The organism is Salinirubrum litoreum (genome assembly GCF_020567425.1).
Taxonomy (GTDB): domain Archaea; phylum Halobacteriota; class Halobacteria; order Halobacteriales; family Haloferacaceae; genus Salinirubrum; species Salinirubrum litoreum.
In genome coordinates this window covers 706,201-722,784 of record NZ_JAJCVJ010000002.1, presented here as the reverse complement: position 1 = coordinate 722,784, position 16,584 = coordinate 706,201, and the positions used below count along the sequence as shown (strand labels likewise).

The 16,584-nt window shown below is 65.8% G+C and carries 12 protein-coding genes and 1 tRNA gene; 8 read left to right on the top strand and 5 right to left on the bottom strand.

Features of this window, described 5'->3' with window-relative positions; genetic code table 11:
* Nucleotides 1–43: 43 nt before the first annotated feature.
* On the bottom strand, nucleotides 44–898 hold the full coding sequence (locus LI337_RS12230; protein WP_227230122.1) for a sulfurtransferase: 855 nt from the start codon (nucleotides 896–898) through the stop codon (nucleotides 44–46).
* Between the two features lie 267 nt (nucleotides 899–1,165).
* Between LI337_RS12230 and LI337_RS12225 the strand changes: the two genes are divergently transcribed.
* Together LI337_RS12225 and LI337_RS12220 are read left to right on the top strand one after the other, a co-directional pair.
* Nucleotides 1,166–1,939, top strand: a complete 774-nt coding sequence (locus LI337_RS12225; RefSeq protein ID WP_227230121.1) for a sulfurtransferase — start codon at nucleotides 1,166–1,168, stop codon at nucleotides 1,937–1,939.
* Nucleotides 1,940–2,005: 66 nt separating this feature from the next.
* A complete protein-coding gene (locus LI337_RS12220; protein WP_227230120.1) occupies nucleotides 2,006–2,368 on the top strand; it encodes a hypothetical protein in 363 nt (120 codons plus the stop codon).
* 53 nt (nucleotides 2,369–2,421) lie between these two features.
* On the opposite strand, the gene LI337_RS12215 is transcribed toward LI337_RS12220, so the two are convergent.
* From LI337_RS12215 to LI337_RS12200, 4 genes are all read right to left on the bottom strand, one after another.
* Nucleotides 2,422–2,494 (bottom strand) — tRNA-Thr (locus LI337_RS12215).
* Nucleotides 2,495–2,537: 43 nt separating this feature from the next.
* On the bottom strand, nucleotides 2,538–3,560 hold the full coding sequence (locus LI337_RS12210) for a class I SAM-dependent methyltransferase (RefSeq protein ID WP_227230119.1): 1,023 nt from the start codon (nucleotides 3,558–3,560) through the stop codon (nucleotides 2,538–2,540).
* Nucleotides 3,561–3,623: 63 nt separating this feature from the next.
* Nucleotides 3,624–4,247 (bottom strand): helix-turn-helix domain-containing protein, encoded by a 624-nt coding sequence (locus LI337_RS12205; RefSeq protein ID WP_227230118.1) that lies wholly within the window; start codon nucleotides 4,245–4,247, stop codon nucleotides 3,624–3,626.
* 182 nt (nucleotides 4,248–4,429) lie between these two features.
* On the bottom strand, nucleotides 4,430–5,596 hold the full coding sequence (locus tag LI337_RS12200; protein ID WP_227230117.1) for a tubulin/FtsZ family protein: 1,167 nt from the start codon (nucleotides 5,594–5,596) through the stop codon (nucleotides 4,430–4,432).
* A 216-nt stretch (nucleotides 5,597–5,812) separates the two neighbouring features.
* Between LI337_RS12200 and LI337_RS12195 the strand changes: the two genes are divergently transcribed.
* From LI337_RS12195 to LI337_RS12170, 6 genes are all read left to right on the top strand, one after another.
* Nucleotides 5,813–6,079 (top strand): hypothetical protein, encoded by a 267-nt coding sequence (locus tag LI337_RS12195; RefSeq protein ID WP_227230116.1) that lies wholly within the window; start codon nucleotides 5,813–5,815, stop codon nucleotides 6,077–6,079.
* A gap of 108 nt (nucleotides 6,080–6,187) precedes the next feature.
* Complete coding sequence (locus LI337_RS12190) at nucleotides 6,188–7,177, top strand: glycosyltransferase family 4 protein (protein WP_227230115.1); 990 nt, start codon at nucleotides 6,188–6,190, stop codon at nucleotides 7,175–7,177.
* Entirely contained in the window at nucleotides 7,174–8,157 is a 984-nt protein-coding gene (locus tag LI337_RS12185; RefSeq protein WP_227230114.1) for an NAD-dependent epimerase/dehydratase family protein, read from the top strand. The genes LI337_RS12190 and LI337_RS12185 overlap by 4 nt, the downstream gene beginning before the upstream one ends.
* Nucleotides 8,158–8,649: 492 nt before the next feature.
* Nucleotides 8,650–13,317, top strand: a complete 4,668-nt coding sequence (locus tag LI337_RS12180) for a right-handed parallel beta-helix repeat-containing protein (RefSeq protein ID WP_227230113.1) — start codon at nucleotides 8,650–8,652, stop codon at nucleotides 13,315–13,317.
* Nucleotides 13,318–13,326: 9 nt separating this feature from the next.
* Nucleotides 13,327–14,829 (top strand): PKD domain-containing protein, encoded by a 1,503-nt coding sequence (locus LI337_RS12175; protein WP_227230112.1) that lies wholly within the window; start codon nucleotides 13,327–13,329, stop codon nucleotides 14,827–14,829.
* A 122-nt stretch (nucleotides 14,830–14,951) separates the two neighbouring features.
* A complete protein-coding gene (locus tag LI337_RS12170) occupies nucleotides 14,952–15,872 on the top strand; it encodes an NAD-dependent epimerase/dehydratase family protein (protein ID WP_227230111.1) in 921 nt (306 codons plus the stop codon).
* The last annotated feature ends 712 nt before the right edge of the window (nucleotides 15,873–16,584 follow it).

Sequence of the window (16,584 nt, the reverse complement as noted above, 5' to 3'; positions counted from 1 at the left end):
GCTCCTCGGCGTCGGCGTCGAAAAAGCAGTACTCTCGGTCGGCTCAGTTACCCTTCTCGATGGGGACGCCGACGAGGTTGCCCCACTCGGTCCACGAGCCGTCGTAGTTGATCGTGTCCTCGTAGCCCAGCAGTTCGTGGAGCGCGAACCACGCGACCGAGGAGCGCTCGCCGATCCGGCAGTACGCGACCGTCGTGGAGTCGCCGTCGATGCCGTGCTCGGCGTACAGCGCTGCGAGTTCCTCGCGGGTCTTGAACGTCCCGTCGGCGTTCGTCACGGCCGCCCACGAGATGTTCTGTGCGCCGGGGATGTGGCCGCCGCGCTGGGCGGTCTCCTGGAGTCCCGGGGGCGCGAGAATCTCGCCGGAGAACTCCTCGGGCGAGCGGACGTCGACGAGGGGGACGCCGCGCTCGATGGCGTTCTCGACGTCCTCGCGGTACGCACGGATGGACTCGCGCGGGCCGCTGGCGGTGTAGGTCTGTGCCGAGAACTCCGGCACCTCGTCGGTGAGCGGGTAGTCGTTCTCCAGCCAGTAGTCGCGGCCGCCGTCCATCAGGCGCACGTCGTCGTGGCCGTAGTACTTGAACTGCCAGTAGGTGTACGCCGCGAACCAGTTGGAGTTGTCGCCGTACAGCACGACCGTCGAGTCCTCGGTGATGCCGTGGGAACCCAGCAAGTCCTCGAAGTCCTCCTTCGTGAGGATGTCGCGTGTCGTCTGGTCCTGCAACTCGGTCTCCCAGTTGAAGCCGATGGCACCGGGCGCGTGACTCTCGTCGTACGCCTCGGTGTCCACGTCGACCTCGACCAGTCGGTGTGCCGGGTCGTCCGACTGGAACTCCTCCAGGTGGTCCGCCACCCAGTCCGCCGAAACGAGTACGTCTTTAGCGTAATCTGTCATCGCGGGCATCTCTACGCGTTCCGACGGCTTAAGTCCCGTCTCGTCGGCAGGCACGGCCTTTCGTCGGCACTCGCGCCAAGCGTTGCCGGTAGTGTTCGCCGCTTCTCGGCCGGGCTACGTCGGGGATGCGACAGCGCCACCGAATCGTGTCGCAGGCTCCAATGTTGCGGCGATTTCTGCTGGTAGCTCGGACGCCGAACTACGGGGGTAGCGTCTGAATCGTCCGAAAGCAGGAGGGCTAAACCGGCGGCCTGCTAACCTCGTCACATGACCGACATCGTCGCCAGTCCCGACTGGCTGGCCGACAACCTCGACTCGGTGCGCGTGGTGGACGTGCGCGACGCGTGGGAGTTCGACGGCATCGGACATCTCCCCGGCGCGGTGAACGTCCCCTTCGAGGAGTTCCGGTCGGACGCCGGCGACGAGGGGATGTTGCCCGGCGCTGACGTGTGGACCGACCTCCTCGAATCTGTGGGTATCACCCCCGACGACACCGTGGTCGTCTACGACGACACCCACGGCGTCTTCGCGGCGCGCTTCCTCGTCACCGCACTGGCGTACGGCCACCGCGACGTGCGACTGCTCGACGGCGACTACTCGGCGTGGACTCGCGACCACGAGACGACGACCGACACGCTCAATGTCGAGCGCTCGACCTACGAGGTCGCCGAGCCAGCAGAGCCGTTTCTGGTCGACTTCGAGACGGTCCGCGAGGCGCTGAACTCCGACGCCGTGCTCGTGGACACCCGCGAGCAGTGGGAGTACGAGGAGGGCCACCTGCCCGGCGCGGTCCAACTGGACTGGCTGGAACTCGTGGACGACGAGACGCGCGGGCTGAAATCGCGCGAGGAGTTGGCGTCGATTCTAGAGGACCGGGGGATCACGCCGGACCGTCGGGTGGTGCTCTACTGCAATACGGCCCGCCGGATCAGCCACACCTTCGTCGTGCTTCGGCATCTCGGGTACGAGCAGGTCGAGTTCTACGAGGGGAGTCTGACCGAGTGGGAGGCGCGCGACGGCGAACTGGTGACGGAGGAGTGAGTCGCGTCGGGAGTTCGTGACCCGGCGGGAGAGGATACTTTTCGCTCGCGTGTGTCGTGACGAGTGATGGACTTCGGTGCCCGCGTCCACGCCCTCCGCACAGCCGAGCCACTCCACGACAGGTGGTGGCTGACACTGCTCGTCCCCTACGTCGTTCAGGCGGTGATGGCGTGGGTGTTGCTCACCGCGCCGCTCGTGCCCGCCTCCGAGGCGAGTTCGAGCGGGTCGTCGCTGGTTCTGCTGACGCCGCTGGTGGCCTCGCTGCTGCTGTCGATTCCGGGGCTGTACTTCGACATGCTGTACGTCGCGGAGGTCTCGGAGTGGCGACCGTCGATGTGGTACTCGCTGATGTTGTTCACGCCCTACGTGGGCTGGCTGATCCTGGTCGTGTACCTGCTGAGGCGGTGGAAGTACGTGGGACTGTGGTGACCCAACGAGCACGAGACAGCCACTGCTCCGCTCGTGAGTTCGGTGAGAAGGCAAGCCGGTGGAGGGATTTGAACCCTCGGCCTATTCCTTACGAAGGAATCGCTCTGCCAGCTGAGCTACACCGGCGCGCATCACTTTGTACCGTCATAACCGCAATAAGGGTTGCGACTCACCGCGACAGTGCCACGTCGAGACAGACGTTCTTCTCGTGCGGAGCGTAGGATCGCACCTCGTGGCGCGTCAGCACCTCGACCTCGTACTCGCCGCCGGCGTCGGCCACGGCCTGCCGGATCGCCCGCTCGCCCGGCCCGAACAGGTCGTCCTCGTGCTGGATGTCGTAGTAGTGCAGGACACAGTCGTCGCCGGCCAGCGCGACCGCCGTGTCGACGAACTCGTTCGCGCTGTGCGGGAGGTTCATCACCACCCGATCCGCCCAGTCGGTCCAGTCGTCTGCGACCTCGCGCACGTCGCCCGCGACTGCGGTCACGCGATCCGCGACACCGTTCCGCTCGGCGTTTTTCTCCAGATACTCCACGGCGACCGGGTTCAGATCACAGCCGACGACCTCGGCTCCCCGCTTCGCCATCGGGATCACGAAGGGACCGACGCCGGCGAACATGTCGAAGACCCGTTCGCCCGCCTCCACTTGCTGGACGACACGATGGCGCTCGGTGGCGAGGCGCGGCGAGAAGTACACCTCGGCGATGTCCACGAGGAACTCACAGCCGTACTCGCGGTGGACGGCTTCGGTGGTCTCGCCGACCAGCACGTCCCAGTCGCGCACCCGGAGGTCGCCTTTCACCTTCGAGGCGCGGTTGACGACCGTCTCGACCGGGATGTCCGAGGCGACGATCGCGTCGGCGATCTGGCGGGCGCGGTCCGGATCGTCCTCGTCGAGGATGACGATCTCGCCGAGGCGTTCGTAACTCGGCTCGAAGCCCAGAATGTCGTCGGGGAGTTGCTGTGTCTCGCGGGTCGGGAGGTCACGGACCTCGACGGCGACCGCCGCGTCCTCGCCCCCGGCGTCGGCGTCCACGACCGACGCGGCGGCCTCGGCGTCGGTGACGGGGATGTAGAGCGTCCCGTCCTCGTGAGTGATCTCGTGGTCGTGGTCGAGGAGTCCCGCGTCGGCCAGTTTTCGGCGCGTGGTCTCTCCCTGCTCGCGGGGGACGCGGACACAGGCGACGTCCATACAGGAAGGAATCGAACGACCGGAGTAAGGGTATCGTTTCGGTGTCGCCTGCGTCGTGTCGGCTCACTCCCGACTGTCGCCGGACGTTGCCGACGGGTCGGTCCGGGCCGCACCGGCGTCGGTCGGCGTCTCGGTCCCGCCGAGCAGGTGTCGCCGGGCGTCGTAGGCGTGGACGGCCGCGACGACGAACAGCACGACCGCGAACAGGCCGGCCCACGCGAGATCCGAGAAGAGCGTCAGCGGGTACGCACCCATCCAGAGCCCGGCGACCAGCGCGAGTCCGACCCCCGCGAGTCCGAGGTAGAAGTCGCTCCACGGGAGATCGTCTTTCGGGACGACTTCGAGGTAGACGTCGAGTTCGTCGGCGCGCGCGGAGAGCGTGATCGCCTCCCACGAGCGTTCCGACTCGATGATGCCGGCGTCGGCTAACTTCGGGAGGTGCGTCTGGTGGAGCGAGGTGTAGACGCGCTTGCGCTGTTTGTACGTCACCTCGGCCATCGTCGTCCCGTTCTCCCACGCGGCGATCTGTTCGGCCAACTGCCGGATCGTCGCCGGCCCGCCGTGACGTTTCAGATAGTGGAGGACGTACCGCCGCCGCGCGTTCGAGAGCGTGGCGAAGACCAGATCGCGCGACAACTCCTGACTCCCCGACTGCACGGCACCCACCGACTCGACTGACAGACCCATGACCGATACTTCGATGGAACTGCTATACTTATGACGGGATTTACAACTGGTACGCAGAGAGTACCAGTTCCGGTATGGTCCGCGTACCTCGGTGCAGTCTCTCGGTTCGAGGATCCCGACGATTTTGGTAACTCTGCCGATACGCCCGGAGCAGGCGGGTGGACGGGTGCGTCACGGTCGGCTCAGAACAACGAGTCGAGTCGGTCGTCCGTCGAGAGCAGGTCCTCGAGCGCGTCGGGTGCGACCGCCTCGTGATCTTCCCTGCTCCGCTGGGCCTCGATGGCGATCTGTTGGAGTTCCTTGATCCGGGGGACGTCGTAGACCCCCGACAGGAGGACGACACTCGCCACGTAGTCGCTGTCCGGCACCGGATAGTCGCCGCCGCGAACCTCCATCGTCCCCGTCTCCTCTTCGATCCACGTCCGGGCGCGTTCGATGCCGCGCCGCGAGAGGTACGCGGGTGGCCCGGAGACGATCACCAGCGCCCGCTCTGTGCCACCGATCTCACAGGGGAGCGTCAGTCGGCCGAGGGTCGCCCGCCGGACGACACTCAGGATGCGCGAGAGCGACTCGCCGTCGTCCACCGCCTCGCGCTTCTTCCCGCCGAACCGTGAGAGCAGACCCTTCTCTGTCCGGTCGAGTTTCGCGCTGGCGTAGCCGACCGTCGAGACGCCGCCACCCGCGAGGGTGTTGATGATCTCGCTGGCGTCCACGACCGACTCGGCCACGTCGGTCCCGTCGGTCTCGCCGGCGCTGAACAACACACCCAGTCGGCGGGCGAGTTCCTCGTTGATCGTCGCGTAGCCGCCCTGGACCGACTCGCCGCTGGCGCGCCAGGCGTCGTTGTCGAAGACGATGAGGTTGTCCACCTCCCGGACGAACGTCTGGAACGACCGCGCCGCGTTGAGGGTGTAGATCCCGCCCTCGTCGGTACCGGGCAGGATACCGAGGCCGTAGACGGGTTCCGTGTAGAGGCGTTTCAGTTCGTGTGCCAACACCGGCGCGCCGCCCGACCCGGTCCCGCCGCCGAGGCCGGCGACGACGAGGAAGGCGTCGACCTCGTGGGTCGGGACCGAGTCGAGTGCCCGGAGCACCTCGTCGACGTCCTCGCTCATGACCTCCGCGCCGAGTTCGTTGTCGGCACCGACGCCGTGCCCCTTCACGCGGGCCTGGCCGACGAGGACGCGGTGTTCGGGCCGGAGCAGTTTCAAGCCGAGGAGATCTGCCTTCGCGGTGTTGACCGCGAGGGCGGCGGTGACGAACCGATCGCCCGTCTTCCCGTCGTACGCGACGAGTGCTTCGACTACCTTGCCGCCCGCCTGTCCGACACCGATGAGTGCGAGTTTCATGTGGAATCTCCGGCGTACCGACTGCTCGTGAGTAGGATACCGACCTGAGAGACGACTGCCGAGAAGATAAGTATCGCTGTCAGGTCGTGACGAGGTGGCGCTGTCGGATCGTGTGTGTGGTCTGTCGGACACCGACGCGCACCTGCTTTCCGGACCGACTCCGAAGGGCCGCCGCCGAACCGCGACTGCTTTCCGACTCGCGTGCTCACTGCCGGTATGAGCGACCGGTTCCCGGAGCCGAACCCCGGCCCCTCGGCCGACCTCCTCGCACTCCGTGTCGGCTGTGCGCTCCTGTTCGCGGTCGTGTTCACCGCGATCTTCTGGGACGTGGTGATCCAGTGGGTCCGGCTACTGTGGCCGCCGACCGAGCCGCTCTCGCGGTGGTTCGGGTTGGCGGTCGTCGTCGCCGGCGGCTACCTGCTGGGGCCGGGTATCGTCGGGACGCTGGTGGCCGACTGGCTCTACCGCAGACGCGAGGAGTGAGCCGTGTCGGTCGCCCGGTGAGTGACCGAGAACTCACCGGTGACGGCGGTCTCTACGTGGACAGTAGTAGCTGTATAACTATTCTAGATAGGATAAATACACGTTCGTATGCGCTCCGACGCCCCGGTCGGTCCGGCGACTGCGGACCGCGAGACTGGGGCCAACCGACTCGACGGAATCCGCGTCCTGAACCTGGTCACGAGCAGACGGCCGTTCTTCGACGAGCAAGTCTCGGTACTCGAGCGCCGTGGCATCACACAGACCACCCTCGAACTGCCCGGACAGCGATCCGGAACCGACAGTCGCTCGGTCGCCGAGTATCTGCGGTACTACCCACTCGTGCTCCGCGCCCGCCCGTGGACCTACGACGTCGTCCACGCGAACTTCGGACTGACCGGCCCGTTCGCGCTCGCGCAGTGGCGACGACCGGTCGTGCTCTCGCTGTGGGGGAGCGACCTCCTCGGCGAGTTCGGTTGGCTGGGGAAGGCCTGTGCCAGACTGGCCGACGAGACGATCGTGATGAGCGATGAGATGTTCGACGAACTCGGCGTCGACGACGCGCACGTGATCCCACACGGGATCGACCTGACCCAGTTTCGGCCGATTCCGACCGCGACGGCACGCCGACGTGTCGGGTGGAACGAGACGGGACCACACGTGCTCTTCCCGTACGACCCCGACCGCCCGGAGAAGAACTACCCGCTCGCCGAGGAGGTCGTCGCGGCGACCGCAGACCGACTCGGCGAGTCGGTCGCCCTCCACGCCGTCCACGGCGTCGAGCACGAGGAGGTGCCGTACTACATGAACGCCGCCGACGCACTGCTGTTGACGTCCGACCGCGAGGGGTCACCGAACGCGGTGAAAGAAGCGATGGCGTGCAACTGTCCCGTTGTCGCGCGTGACGTCGGCGACGTTCGGGACCGACTCGCCGACGTTCGGGGTTCGGCCGTCGTCGCCGACGACGCCGACCTGCCGGACCGTCTCGCCGAGATAGTGACCAGCGACACACAGAACGACGGGCGTGAGCACGTCCAGCACCTGAGTCTCGAACGGATGGGTGACGACCTGATCGACGTCTATCGGCGGGCACTCCGATGATCGACCCATCCGATCGCCGACCTCACGAGACGGGGCCAGCACCCACGGAGTCGCTCCCGTCGCTCGATGCCGCCGACAGCGTCCTCGCTACCGGCGGTGCCGGGTTCATCGGTACTCACCTCGTCGAGGCGCTCGCACCCGACCACAGTGTGACCGTCTACGACACGGACCGCCCGGCCGACGGCCACCCGCCGGGCGTCGACCACGTCACTGCCGACGTCCGCGACGTCTCGACACTCCGGGACTACGTCGCAGACGCCGACGTCGTCTTCCACGAGGCTGCAGTCGCCGACGTCTCCCAGTCGATCCGACGGCCGGTCGCCACCCACGAGACGAACCTCGACGGGACGCTCTCGCTGCTCGAGTGTGCCCGCGACACCGACACGCGCGTCGTCTTCGCGTCGAGCGCAGCGATCTACGGCCACCCGGAGCGGCTTCCGATCTGCGAGGACCACCCGAAACGGCCGACGACACCGTACGGACTGGAGAAACTCGCGGCCGACCAGTACACCCGCCTGTACGCCGATCTGTACGACGTCGAGACGGTCGCGCTCCGGTACTTCAACGTCTACGGGCCGCGACAGGGGGCCGGCGACTACAGCGGCGTGATCACGACGTTCGTCCGGCAAGCTCTCGCCGGTGAGGACCTCACGGTCCACGGCGACGGCGAGCAGACACGCGACTTCGTGTTCGTCGAGGACATCGTTCGGGCGAACCTGCTCGCGGCAACCACGGACGCGGTCGGCGAGTCGTACAACGTCGGCACCGGCGAGTCGGTCACCATCAGGGAACTGGCGGCACTGATCCGTCGGCTGAGTGACGCGGACGTCGACATCGTCCACACCGAGTCACGAGCCGGTGACATCGATCACTCGGTCGCCGACTCCTCGAAGGCGGAACGGAGGCTCGACTTCGAGCCGACGGTCTCTCTGGAGGCGGGCCTCGACCGGACGATAGCGTGGTTCGAGGCGTCCGACTGATCCACGACCGCCCGGAGTTCGGTCCTCTCCGGCGGCCTGTGTGTGGCGACTCGACTCCACCGGACCGTCACCGACGACCGCCTCCATCAGACCGACACCGACGACCCGACTGTGGGCGTCGAACCGTTCGTTTCGACGTGTCTCGGTGTCGATTTCAGTACCACACGTATTCGTTACACACGGTGGCGTTCGGGAGTGAAAACCTCGAATTTGTGTCAGAATCGATTACGTTTCCGTGACAGTTGTTCCGGGTTTTCGTGGCCGATCGTGACCGGACAGAAAACTAACCTGTCCGCACAATTGGATAAAGTGTTGTCAGAGAGAATTGACGTGTTGTAAAAGTAACTACTATCTGGTACGCATCCTGTTAGCATCGCGGATTCCGATGTCAGTGACAGCGAACGTCATCGCCGATAAGGTATTGAGTCTGATATATTGGGGGAGAGAGACACCGCGTCCGGCCCCGGCGCGGAGCGAGGGGGGATCGGTCGCGTGAGCGAGCACAGACTCCGGGCACTCGTTCTCGCGGTGTTGATGGTCACGTCGGTCGTGGCCGGCAGTGGTGTGGCGGTCGCGGGTGGATCAGGTGGGAACAGTACGCTGGTCGTCGACGCCGCAGGTAATGCACAACAGGACGGTGTCTACAACGATATCCAGCCAGCAGTAGACGCCGCTACTGCAGGTGAGACCGTCGAAGTCGAAGCGACGGGCACTTACGACCCGTTCACGGTGAAGAAGGAACTCACCGTAACCGCCGCCGGCGACACGGCACCCGAAGTGACAGGTGACGGTCCGGCCGTAGTCCAAGTAGAAGGCGCGGGCGCGGGCACGACTATCTCCGGACTGAAACTCACCGGGGCTGCGACGCTCGGCGTCGAGGTCCGCGCCGACAGGACGACCGTCCGGAATACTGTAATCTCCGGTCCCGTCACCGGTGTCCAGACGCAGGACGACGCCGCGAACGGTGACGGACTGGACGGTGTCCTCGTCGAGAACAACGCGATCAGCGACGGGAAGGTCGGCGTATCCGTGACGGAGAACGCCGGCAAGACCGTCACCGTCCGTGGGAACCAGATCACCGACGTCACGGTCGAGGGCATCGGTGTCGCCGGAACTGCGGAAGTCGTCGAGTCGAACTCGGTGACGACGACAAACGACGTCCCCGGCGTCAGATTCTACGGCGGCACTCCAAGCGAGGTCAACGGTGTCACCGGAGACAAGACAGACATCGCGACCGCCGTCCTGACCGACAACGACGGAATCAGTTCTGTGGCGTTCAAGCAGTCCGGTGAGACGGTCTCCCGCGCGGTCGAGAACACCGACACGGGAACGTACTACGCGAGTATCCAGACCGCCGTCGACGACGCCGAACCGGGAGCGACCATCTCGGTCGCGTCCGGGACGTACCAGGAAGCAGTCACGGTCGACAAGAACCTCACACTCGTCGGTGCAGGCCCCAGTGAGACGACGATCAAACCCGACTCGGCGGCCAGTAGTCCCGCCGTGCTCGTGGCGGGTCACACGCCCGAATCCGGCGACTCGGTCGGATCGGTGACGCTGAAGGGTCTCTCCGCAGTCGCACCCGATGGAGTGAGCGGAGTCGCCACCTACGGCGAGACGGCGAGCGACGATTACGACACGAAGTCGCTGACCGTCGAGAACGTCCACGTGGACGGCTCTGCTGGCTACGGCGTGACGCTCACCTCGACCGCCGAAGCGACGCTCTCTGATGTGTCGGTGACCGGAGTCACCTCCGATAGCGTCGGCGCCGTCGAGGCAGTCGGCGTCGGTGACCTGTCGATCGCCGGTTCGACCGTCAGCGACAACGGCGTCGGTGTCAACGTCTTCACGCTCGACGGCTACGGTGCGGTCGACGCGGTGTCGATCACCGGGACGACGTTCTCGAACAACGGCGTCCACGTGCGCGACACGACCGACACGGTCGACCCGGACACGGTCGCCACGAACAACGAGTTCGATCAGGCTGTCGTCGGCCCCACCGCGGCCGGCGGTGACGGTATCTGGAGCAACGTCCAGCCGGCTATCGACGCGGCACCGAAAGACGCGACGATCGACGTCTACCCCGGTAGCTACGAAGAGAGCGCGACGGAACGCTCGGTCGACGACTCCGATCCGGTCTACAGCTTCGGCCTGTTCGTCGACACGCCCGGTCTCACGATCCAGGGTGTCGACGAGAGCGGGTCACCCGTAACCGACCGCAGTAGCGTCGCGGCCAAGGTCACCTCGACCGAGAACAGTATGTTCGGAACGAACGGGGCGTACGTCGACGCCGACGGCGTCACGTTCAGCGGGATCGAACTCCACCCCGATCCCGAGTCGAGTGCGAACAAGAACCTCGAAGTCGGTGCAGACGGCTTCACGCTGAAGAACAGCGTCGTCACGACCGGCCAGACTGGAGTGAGTTCGAGTGTCTACTTCGACTCCGCCGACGTGCAGTCGTTCAGCGTCACGGACTCGAAGCTGACCGGATCGCTCGTCGTGAGCAACGGTGCCGGTAACCAGACGGATGCGTCGACCCGGACAGTCACCGGGAACGAACTCACGTCTGTCGGACTGCAGGGCCGCGTGAAGAACATCCCGTGGCTCAACTACGAGGTCGGTGGCGTCACGGTCAAGGACAACCACTTCGTCGGCGATGTGACGCACTACTCGGTCGTTGACGAAACGGTCGACGCGACACACGTGGACACGATCCTCTCGGAGAACAACTTCGAGAACTCGGTCGTCGTCCGGACGCCGGACGGTGACGTGCGGACGCAGATCTACTCCGGTACCTACCAGGAGAAACCGTACGACTACGAGTACGTGAGCATCGGGAGTTCGATCCAGAGTGGGGTCGACGCCGCTCAGTCCGGCGACACGGTGTCGGTCGGTCCCGGCACCTACGAGGAATCGCTCGACGTTCGGAAGGACCTCACGCTCGCTGGCAGCGGTGAGGGCGAGACCGTGATCGATACCGACGACTCGATGGATTACGGCCTCCTGACGACGGCAGACGTCACCCTCCGTGACTTCACGCTCCGTGGCCCGAGTGCGGCCGCAGACTACACCTACGGTATCAAATCGCAGTTCGCTACCACGAGCGACGGCTTCGAGCGAACCGACGTCCACATCGAGGACGTGACGGTCACGAACTCGTACAAGACCGAGATCGATCTCAACGGCGTCGGTAGTGCTGCTCTTGTCGACGTGACCGCAGACGGCGCGGGTACCCGCGGTGCGGGTGTCGCGCTGTCTGATACCCAGGACGTGCTTATCAAGGACGTGACCACCACGGGCAACAACTGGGGCGGTCTCGCAGTCTACACGAACCCGCGAACCGACGTTCCGATCGGCACGGACAACGTCACGCTCGCGGGCGACAACAGCTTCGAGAACGGGGTCTACCTGCAGGGTGACCTCTCGAAGATCACGAACGTCGACGCGCCTGCCTACGCCGAGTACAAGGCGAGCGACGGAACCAGCCTGACGCTCTTCTTCGGGACGCAGGACGAGGCGACGAACTACGTCTCGGCACAGAAAGCCCCCGACGACTGGTTGATCACGGCACTCGGCGACGAGAGCGGTGACGGCGAAGAGGACGACGAGACGTACACCGTCGCCCCCGGTCAGTCGGTTTCGGCGACGGTCGATAAGGTCCCGACCGGGAGTACAGTCGTCGTCGACAAGGAGACTATCGATGAGAGCATCACGCTCTCGAAGTCTGTCTCGCTCGTCGCCGGCGACGCCTCGTCCGGGAGCGTGTCGATCAGCGCCGACGCGACGAGTCCGAGTCGACCGACGATCACCAGTTCGGTCTCGATAAACAACTACGCGGAGGACGTGACGATCAGCGGGTTCGCGTTCGACGTGAGCGAAGGTGGTCAGATCAACGCGAACGGTGCGGGTGACGGCTTAGAGATACGGAACAATGTCTTCGAGGGCGGGAGTCCCGAAGGTGGGTCCGTCGTCGCCCACGGCGGCGAGTCACGGGCACAGTTGGAGACCGGTGCCCAGTCAGACTGGGTCGTCGCGGACAACGAGTTCAGCGACATCGACGGGACGGCACTCCGCCTGTGGAACCTCCAGTCCGTCACCGTCGAGAACAACACGTTCGAGGATCTCACCGGCAGTGCCGTCTCGCACATCGGTGTCGACGAGACGACTGTCCGAAACAACAGCTTCGAGACGGTAGACAAAGCCGGCGTCTACGTCGACGGCTGGAGTAAGATCTCGTCGCTGGGCGTGCAGGACGTCACCGTCGAGAACAACACGTTCAACGAAACCGGCGCACTCGACGGGGAGTACGATCAGGGTGGCGTCAACGTCGGCGGGACCGTCGACGACCTCTCGGAGATCACGATCCGCGCGAACGACTTCGAGAGCGGCCAGTTCGGCGTTCACGTCGCCGACGACGCGCAGGACGCGACCGGATCGATCCAGGCGAGCCTCAACTACTGGAACGCCTCGTCCGGTCCGAGCGGCGTCGCGGGCGGCGAGGGCGTGCCCGTCACGGCCGGCGTGACGGTCAGCCCGTCGCTCCCCGAACCGACGAGTGAGTACGAAGACGTGCGTGAGGTGACCGGCGGCACCTACTCCGTCACGGTACCGGCCGACGGCGAACCGCGCGTGGTGGCCTTCCCGGCCGACGTGGAGGGCACTGCCGGCGACGTGTTCGGTAACTTCTCCGGGAACGTCTTCGCGTACGACGCGGCGACTGGCTCGTGGGACCGCGTCGAGAACGCGAGCCGCGAGGTCGACGCGCTCGACGCGTTCGTCGTCGTCCCCGCCGAGAACGCGAGCGACGTGACGATCAGCTACACGCTCGCATCTTCGGCGACCGACGCACCGAGCGTCCCGCCGGAGGCGGACCTCGACGCCGGCTGGAACCTCGTCGGTGCGCCGCAGTTCGGCGCGGCGGACGAGGCCTTCGGCGCGTCGACCGCCGATCCCGCTCGCGTGCTGAAGACCTACCGCGGGCCGACCGGCGAACCGTTCGCCCCCGGCTTCGAGTCGGCGACCGGTGTCGTCGGCGACACGGACGCGGTCTCGCCCTTCGAGGGCTACTGGGTCTACGCGACCGAGAACGGTACTCTCGCGGGCAACGTCCCGCCGGGAACCGACGCGAGCGACCTCGAAGACCTGCTGAAGGAGGCCTGATTCGACCAGATGACGTGGACAGACGGACGACCACGCGACACGGACGCCGACCGGTCGGGGGACGCCCACGACTGGGGCCGACAGCTTCGCGTCTGTGCGCTCGTCGTCCTCCTGATCGCCAGTCCGGCGGTCGCCTCGATGGCGGTCGCCGCCCCGCCCGCGCCACCGGCGACCTACTACGGGTCGGTGACGGTGGACGGTGAGGCGGCGCCGGCGAACCTGACCGTGACCGCCGTCGTCGACGGCGAGGTCGAAGACAGCCTGCAGACCGCCGCCGACGGGAGTCTCGGCGGTCCCGGCTCGTTCGACGAGAAACTGACCGTGAACGCCTCCGACGGCGACACGGTCGTCTTCGAGGTCGGTGACAAGACGGCTGGAAACGTCACCTACGAGTCGGGCGACGACCGCAAGGTCGAACTCTCGGTGACCGACAGCGGTCCGCCGGCCGTCGAGGCCGGCGCGGACGTGACGGCTCGCGTCGGCGAGTCGGTGCAGTTCGACGGAACCGCGAGCGACGACCTCGCGGTCGACAGCACCTCGTGGGCCTTCGGCGACGGGACGACCGCGACCGGCGAGTCGGCGAGCCACGCCTACTCCTCGGCGGGCACCTACACCGTGACCGTCACCGCGACCGACGTCGTCGGCAAACAGGCCGCAGACACGCTGACGGTGACGGTCGAGGAACCGACTCCGACTCCCACACCGACACCGACACCGACCGAGACGCCGACGACGCCGACACCGACCGAGACGCCGACGACGCCGACACCGACACCGACTCTCACGCCGACTCCGAACGCGACCGAGACACCCGGCGGCGGTGGCGGCGGTGGCGGTGGCGGTGGTGGTGGCGGGAACCCGGTGCCGCCCGCCGCAGTGTACGACGTGGCGGACACGGGTCCGCGCTCGGCCACGGTGTCGGTCGAGAGCGCACTCGCGGACCGGTCGGTCTCGATGGTCCTGCCGCGCGTCGCCGGTGACAACGTCTCGGCCTCGGAGGTCGGCTTCTCGCTGTCAGAGGACGACGCGGCCTTCGAGTTCCGAGTGTCCGTCCCGGCCGACCGGCCGGACGCGGTCTCGGACCTCTCGTCGGCGGAGCCCGTCGGGTTCGTCCGCGTCGAACCGGAGGGCATCACCGACGAGAAGATCGAGCGCGGCACCTTCCGTCTCGACGTGTCCCGGCAGGCGGTGAACGCCGCCGGCGGGTCACCGGCAGACGTGACGGTCTACCGCTACCACGACGGCGAGTGGCAGCCGCTGGACACGCGGTTCACCGGCGCGAGCTACGTCGTGCAGTCGCCCGGCTTCTCGGTGTTCGCGGTCGCGGTCCAGCAGACGGACAGTCCGACTGCGACGCCGACACCGACGCCGACGGCGACACCGACGCAGACGACCGCGACCGACGGCGACACGCCGACGGAGACGACGACCACGACGTCGCCCGGCTTCGAGGCACTCGCCGCACTGCTCGCGCTCCTGTCGGCCGCACTACTGTTGCGGCGTCGACGGTAGCGACGAACTCACTCGCCGCGCGATTTTTTCGAGTGCGACTTGACCAGCGAGTTGGCAGCCGACCGGTCGGCACTCCGCGATAGTATCACCGGGATTTTACTCTAGACCTCATATCGGCACCTATGGAAGAGCAGCGTATCCTCGTCACCGGTGGTGCGGGCTTCATCGGCTCGAACCTCGCGAACACTCTCGCAGCAACCAACGACGTCATCGCACTCGACAACGGCTACCTCGGCACGCCCGAGAACCTCACAGACGACGTGGAGTACGTCGAAGCGGACGTCCTCGACGACGACCTCCCGACCGACGTCGACGTCGTCTACCACCTCGCAGCGCTCTCCTCGCGCCAGATGCTCGAAGAGAACCCTCGACACGGCGTGCGCGTCAACATCGAGGGGTTCGTGAACGTCGTCGAGCAGGCCCACGCGGACGGCTGTGACACGATCGTCTACGCCTCGACGTCCTCGGCGTACGGCAGTCGCACGGAACCGAGTCCCGAGGACATGGACCTCGAAGCCGCGACCGGGTACGACGCCTCGATGCTCGGGCGCGAGCGCTACGGAGAGTACTACAACAACTTCTACGACGGCCTGTCGCTCGCCGGGATGCGCTTCTTCTCGGTGTATCAGGGCTACGGGGGAGCAGAAGGCCACAAAGGCGAGTTCGCGAACACTGTCTCGCAGTTCACCGAACAGATCGCAAACGGCGAGTCGCCGGTGCTGTGGGGCGACGGCTCACAGACGCGTGACTTCACGCACGTCGACGACATCGTCCGCGGACTCGTCCTCACCGCAGAGCACGACCTCGCGGGCGTGTACAACCTCGGGACGGGCGAGTCGTACTCGTTCAACGAGATGGTGGAGATGATCAACGACGTCCTCGGGAGCGACGTCGAACCGGAGTACGAGCCCATCCCGCTGACGAACTACGTCCACGACACGTGTGCGGACATCTCCGCGATCCACGAGGCGACCGGCTGGGAACCACAGATCAGCTTCGAGGAGGGCGTCGAACTGGTCTGTGCACCGTATTTCGACGAGTAGATCGACCACACGTCGTCTGTGTGGCCACGACGAGTAGTGCAGTGATAGAATTCGATCCGGTGGACACTCACAGTTTGAAGCCCTGTCGGGGAGATACACCCCCATCGATCGTACCCTCGGTGTTCTTCCCGACCAGTCCCGTCTCTTCACACTCGGACTTATCCACTGAGTGGACCCCACGGCGTCGCTCGTCGGCTCTGCGGCCGTCTCGAATCTTCACAATCGGCTTGAATCTCCGGGAGAGCGGCTGTATGGGGCGTCTGTGACCTGAGTGTGAACCCTGTTCGTAGCGAGGATTGGATCAACATCGGACTATGGAATTGAGTGGTAGATGGTCAGAGTACCCTGAATTCGGCGTTTCCGAGAGTGCACGGGGGTACCCTTCTCGACACGCCACTCGAGCACTGTCCGCCTCACAATCGAAAACCGCTAGACTGCAACCGATTGTGAAAACCGAGACGGGTGAGAGCAGTCAGTCGCGGGCTTCGTGAGCACCTGCACGAACAGCCTAATTCGAACGTCTCAGGCCCAGTCGTATCTGAATACAGGCTTTTCGACGAATACTCTCTCTATCAGCCTCATGTCACGGGCCGGTTCACACTAAGTCCAGATCCCCGGCTAGAACGCTCCTCCCGGGAGAATATGCCGATCGTGAAGCTCGACAGGCGACAGAGCGCGGCCGAGAGACCCGATACGACTCGCTCGCCTCGTG

Coding starts and splice junctions, on each gene's coding strand:
- LI337_RS12230 (WP_227230122.1), bottom strand. CDS start 898: ATGACAGATTACGCTAAAGACGTACTCGTTTCGGCGGACTGGGTGGCG.
- LI337_RS12225 (WP_227230121.1), top strand. CDS start 1,166: ATGACCGACATCGTCGCCAGTCCCGACTGGCTGGCCGACAACCTCGAC.
- LI337_RS12220 (WP_227230120.1), top strand. CDS start 2,006: ATGGACTTCGGTGCCCGCGTCCACGCCCTCCGCACAGCCGAGCCACTC.
- LI337_RS12210 (WP_227230119.1), bottom strand. CDS start 3,560: ATGGACGTCGCCTGTGTCCGCGTCCCCCGCGAGCAGGGAGAGACCACG.
- LI337_RS12205 (WP_227230118.1), bottom strand. CDS start 4,247: ATGGGTCTGTCAGTCGAGTCGGTGGGTGCCGTGCAGTCGGGGAGTCAG.
- LI337_RS12200 (WP_227230117.1), bottom strand. CDS start 5,596: ATGAAACTCGCACTCATCGGTGTCGGACAGGCGGGCGGCAAGGTAGTC.
- LI337_RS12195 (WP_227230116.1), top strand. CDS start 5,813: ATGAGCGACCGGTTCCCGGAGCCGAACCCCGGCCCCTCGGCCGACCTC.
- LI337_RS12190 (WP_227230115.1), top strand. CDS start 6,188: ATGCGCTCCGACGCCCCGGTCGGTCCGGCGACTGCGGACCGCGAGACT.
- LI337_RS12185 (WP_227230114.1), top strand. CDS start 7,174: ATGATCGACCCATCCGATCGCCGACCTCACGAGACGGGGCCAGCACCC.
- LI337_RS12175 (WP_227230112.1), top strand. CDS start 13,327: ATGACGTGGACAGACGGACGACCACGCGACACGGACGCCGACCGGTCG.
- LI337_RS12170 (WP_227230111.1), top strand. CDS start 14,952: ATGGAAGAGCAGCGTATCCTCGTCACCGGTGGTGCGGGCTTCATCGGC.